Source organism: Kitasatospora sp. NPDC057223, assembly GCF_042669755.1.
Taxonomy (GTDB): Bacteria; Actinomycetota; Actinomycetes; order Streptomycetales; family Streptomycetaceae; genus Kitasatospora.
The window spans coordinates 1-3583 of sequence record NZ_JBHUWW010000276.1 but is presented as its reverse complement, the minus strand read 5'-3'; the positions used below and the strand labels follow the sequence as shown (position 1 = coordinate 3583).

At 68.5% G+C, this 3583-nt stretch carries 4 protein-coding genes; all 4 read right to left on the bottom strand.

Features of this window, described 5'->3' with window-relative positions:
• Positions 1-52 precede the first annotated feature (52 nt).
• Positions 53-1168 (bottom strand): DUF475 domain-containing protein, encoded by a 1116-nt coding sequence (locus ACFUK0_RS39910; RefSeq protein WP_380258955.1) that lies wholly within the window; start codon positions 1166-1168, stop codon positions 53-55.
• A 137-nt stretch (positions 1169-1305) separates the two neighbouring features.
• The gene (locus ACFUK0_RS39905) at positions 1306-1881 is read right to left on the bottom strand and encodes a TerD family protein (RefSeq protein ID WP_380258953.1); all 576 of its coding nucleotides are present in this window, start codon (positions 1879-1881) and stop codon (positions 1306-1308) included.
• A gap of 249 nt (positions 1882-2130) precedes the next feature.
• Positions 2131-2706 carry a TerD family protein gene (locus ACFUK0_RS39900; protein ID WP_380258951.1) on the bottom strand — a complete coding sequence of 192 codons (576 nt, stop codon included), beginning with the start codon at positions 2704-2706 and terminating at the stop codon, positions 2131-2133.
• A gap of 214 nt (positions 2707-2920) precedes the next feature.
• A complete protein-coding gene (locus tag ACFUK0_RS39895; RefSeq protein WP_380258949.1) occupies positions 2921-3379 on the bottom strand; it encodes a peroxiredoxin in 459 nt (152 codons plus the stop codon).
• Positions 3380-3583 lie beyond the last annotated feature (204 nt).

Sequence of the window (3583 nt, the reverse complement as noted above, 5' to 3'; positions counted from 1 at the left end):
GCCCCCGCACTGTGCGGGGGACGGCCGTTTCGCGTGGCTCCAGGTCCAGCGGCTACTTCGAGTCGCTGGTGACCAGCTCGTGGTCGCCGCCGCCCGCCGCGTGCTCGCGGCGGTTGCGCAGGATGGAGGAGCCGAGGGCCAGCCCGATGAAGGCGACACCGATCAGGCCGGTGACGATCTCCGGGATGTGGTACTCGATGCCGACCAGCAGGATGGCGGCCAGCGCGCCGATCGCGTAGTGCGCGCCGTGCTCCAGGTAGACGTAGTCCTCCAGGGTGCCCTTGCGGACCAGGAAGACCGTCAGGGAGCGGATGTACATGGCGCCGATGCCCAGGCCCAGGGTGATCATGAAGATGTCCTGGGTGATGGCGAAGGCGCCGACCACACCGTCGAAGGAGAACGAGGCGTCGAGGACCTCCAGGTACAGGAACAGGAAGAACGCGGCCTTCCCGCCCACCTGGACGATCGTCTTGCCGCCCTTCCCGCCGGCCTCGGCGGCGCCCTCGGCCTCCTCGTCGTCGGCCTCCAGGCCGGCCTCGAAGACGCTCGACAGGCCGTTGACGGCGAGGTAGGTGGTCAGGCCCATGATGCCCGCCAGCAGGACGGTCTCGGCGTTCTCGCCGGCGAAGAAGTTCGCGGCCAGGGCGAGCGTGATCAGGGCGATGACCGAGGAGAACGCCTCCAGCTTGCCGACCTTCTCCAGCGGCTTCTCGATCCAGCTCAGCCAGTTGAAGTCCTTCTCCTCGAAGATGAAGTCGAGGAAGATCATCAGCAGGAAGATGCCACCGAACGCGGCGATGGCCGGGTTGGCCGCCTCCAGGTACTCGGCGTACGTCGACCCGTTGTAGGTCTGGTCGGAGTGCAGCGCGAGGTCGATCACCGTCGCCGGGTTGAGGTGCGCGGTCAGACCGACCACCAGCAGCGGGAAGACGAGGCGCATGCCGAAGACGGCGATCAGCACGCCGACGGTGAGGAAGATCTTCTGCCAGTACGGGTTCATCCGCTTCAACACCGTGGCGTTGACCACCGCGTTGTCGAACGACAGGGAGATCTCCAGGACGGAGAGGATCAGCACGATGCCGAAGCCCTCGGCGCCCCAGAGCAGGCCGGCGGCGATCAGGCCGACGATAGTGATCGCGAACGACCAGCCGAATGTGCGGAGGAACACGGGAATTGGTTACCTTTCGGGTGTCAGGGCGGGCCACGGGTGCGGCGTCGTCCTGAGACGCCCTGACCGGGACTGAATCCCGGTCAGGTCACCCCCGCGGTGCCCCTTGTTGTTCTTTCCGAGTGATGACGGGGCCTTTACTGTACGTTTACGCCAAAATCCAGAGCAATGCCGCGCAGGCCGGAGGCATAGCCCTGGCCCACCGCGCGGAACTTCCACTCCCCCTGGTAGCGGTACAGCTCACCGAAGATCATGGCGGTCTCGTTGGAGGCGTCCTCCGACAGGTCGTAACGGGCGATCTCCTGCCCGTCCACCACGTTCACCACGCGGATGTACGCGTTGCGGACCTGCCCGAAGTTCTGCAGCCTGGCCTCGGCGTCGTAGATCGACACCGCGAAGACCACCTTGTCCACGTGGGCCGGCACCAGATCCAGGTTGACCACGACGACCTCGTCGTCGCCCTCACCGTCACCGGTGAGGTTGTCGCCCTGGTGCTCGACCGAACCCTCGGGGCTCTTCAGGTTGTTGTAGAACACGAAGTACTCGTCGCCGAGGACCCGGCCGCCCTGGCAGAGCAGCGCGCTGGCGTCGAGGTCGAACGGCGCACCCGTGGTCGAGCGGGCGTCCCAGCCGAGGCCGATCTGCACCTGCGTCAGGTTCGGCGCGGCCTTGGTCAGCGAGACGTTCCCGCCCTTGGCGAGCGTGACACTCATGACTGTTCTTCCTCCCAATCGGTCCCGGGGCGCATCTCAGGTTCTATGCCCCCACGGCCCCCTCCGGCCCGGTCCGGCCGGCTGAACTTCCTGAACTCCCCCATCCTTCCAGTGCGCGGGCACCGGGAGGGCCACCGGGGGTGGCCGCCGCAGCACGGAGCCGCCGCAGCACGGAGCCGGGGCCGCCCGGCGCGCGGCTGCGCACCCGGCGGCCCCGGCTCGGGGCCCAGCGACCGTCGTGGCGACGGGTCAGACGTTGACGCCGAAGTCCTGCGCGATGCCGCGCAGGCCGGAGGCGTAGCCCTGGCCGATGGCGCGGAACTTCCACTCGGCGCCGTTGCGGTACAGCTCGCCGAAGACCATCGCGGTCTCGGTCGAGGCGTCCTCGCTCAGGTCGTAGCGGGCCAGCTCCTTGTTGTCCGCCTGGTTCACCACGCGGATGAACGCGTTGCGGACCTGGCCGAAGTTCTGGGTCCGGTTCTCGGCGTCGTAGATGGAGACCGGGAACACGATCTTGGCGACGGCGGCCGGCACGGTGGCCAGGTTGACCTTGATCTGCTCGTCGTCGCCCTCGCCCTCACCGGTGATGTTGTCGCCGGTGTGCTCGACCGAGCCGTCGGGGCTCTTGAGGTTGTTGAAGAAGACGAAGTTGCCGTCCCCGTCCACCCGGCCGGCCTCGTTGCACAGCATGGCGCTGGCGTCGAGGTCGAAGTCCGTGCCGGTGGTGGTGCGGACGTCCCAGCCAAGGCCGACGATCACGGCGGTCAGGCCCGGGGCCTCCTTGGTGAGCGAGACATTGCCGCCCTTGCTCAGGCTGACACCCACTGGTCCTCCAAGAATCGGGAGGCACGTCGTGGTGCCCCCGTGGTGCGGTCCGAAGCGGCCGGCCTCGGCCGGTGCGCCTCTGACCTGCCAACGGCCCGATCGTAGTGCCGGGTTCCCGTCCTGCGCAGTGACCGGGCCCAAGACGTGCACGGACATCCGGGCCGGCCGGGGTCGCGGCGGGCCCCGGAGAGGCCGGGAAGGGCCGCGCCGGGGCTCAGAGGGCGCCGAGGGCCTTCAGGTACTCCTGCTCGTCACGGGCGTCCGGCAGGCCGTTGACGATCGACCAGCGCACCACGCCGGCCTTGTCGATCACGAAGGTGCCGCGCACCGCGCAGCCCTTGTCCTCCTGGAACACGCCGTAGGCGCGGGAGACCTCGCCGTGCGGCCAGAAGTCGGACAGCAGCGGGTACTCCAGGCCCTCCTGGTCGGCGAAGACGCGCAGGGTGAACGGCGAGTCGTTGGAGACGGCCAGGACCTGCACGTCGTCGTTCTGCAGGCGCGGCAGCTCCTTCTGGATCGCGCACACCTCGCCCGTGCAGACGCCGGTGAAGGCGAACGGGTAGAACACCAGGACGACGTTCTTCTCGCCCTGGAAGTCGGAGAGCCTCACCAGCTCGCCGTGCTGGTTCTTGAGCTCGAAATCCGGAGCCCGGGTGCCGGCCTCGATGGCCATGGTGGGGACCTTTCTGACGCGGAACGGCCGCTCTGCGGGCGCGGCCGTCCACATCCTTGCATCCGATCGGGACCGTTAGGCCGTACGAGTGAGCGGGCCGGGGCCGGTCCCGCTCGCTTTCGCCCTCGGCGAACAACCCGCCCGGCGACACCTACAGGCCCGGACGGCCAAAAGGCCGGGCCCCGCTGGAGGAAGCTCCAGCGG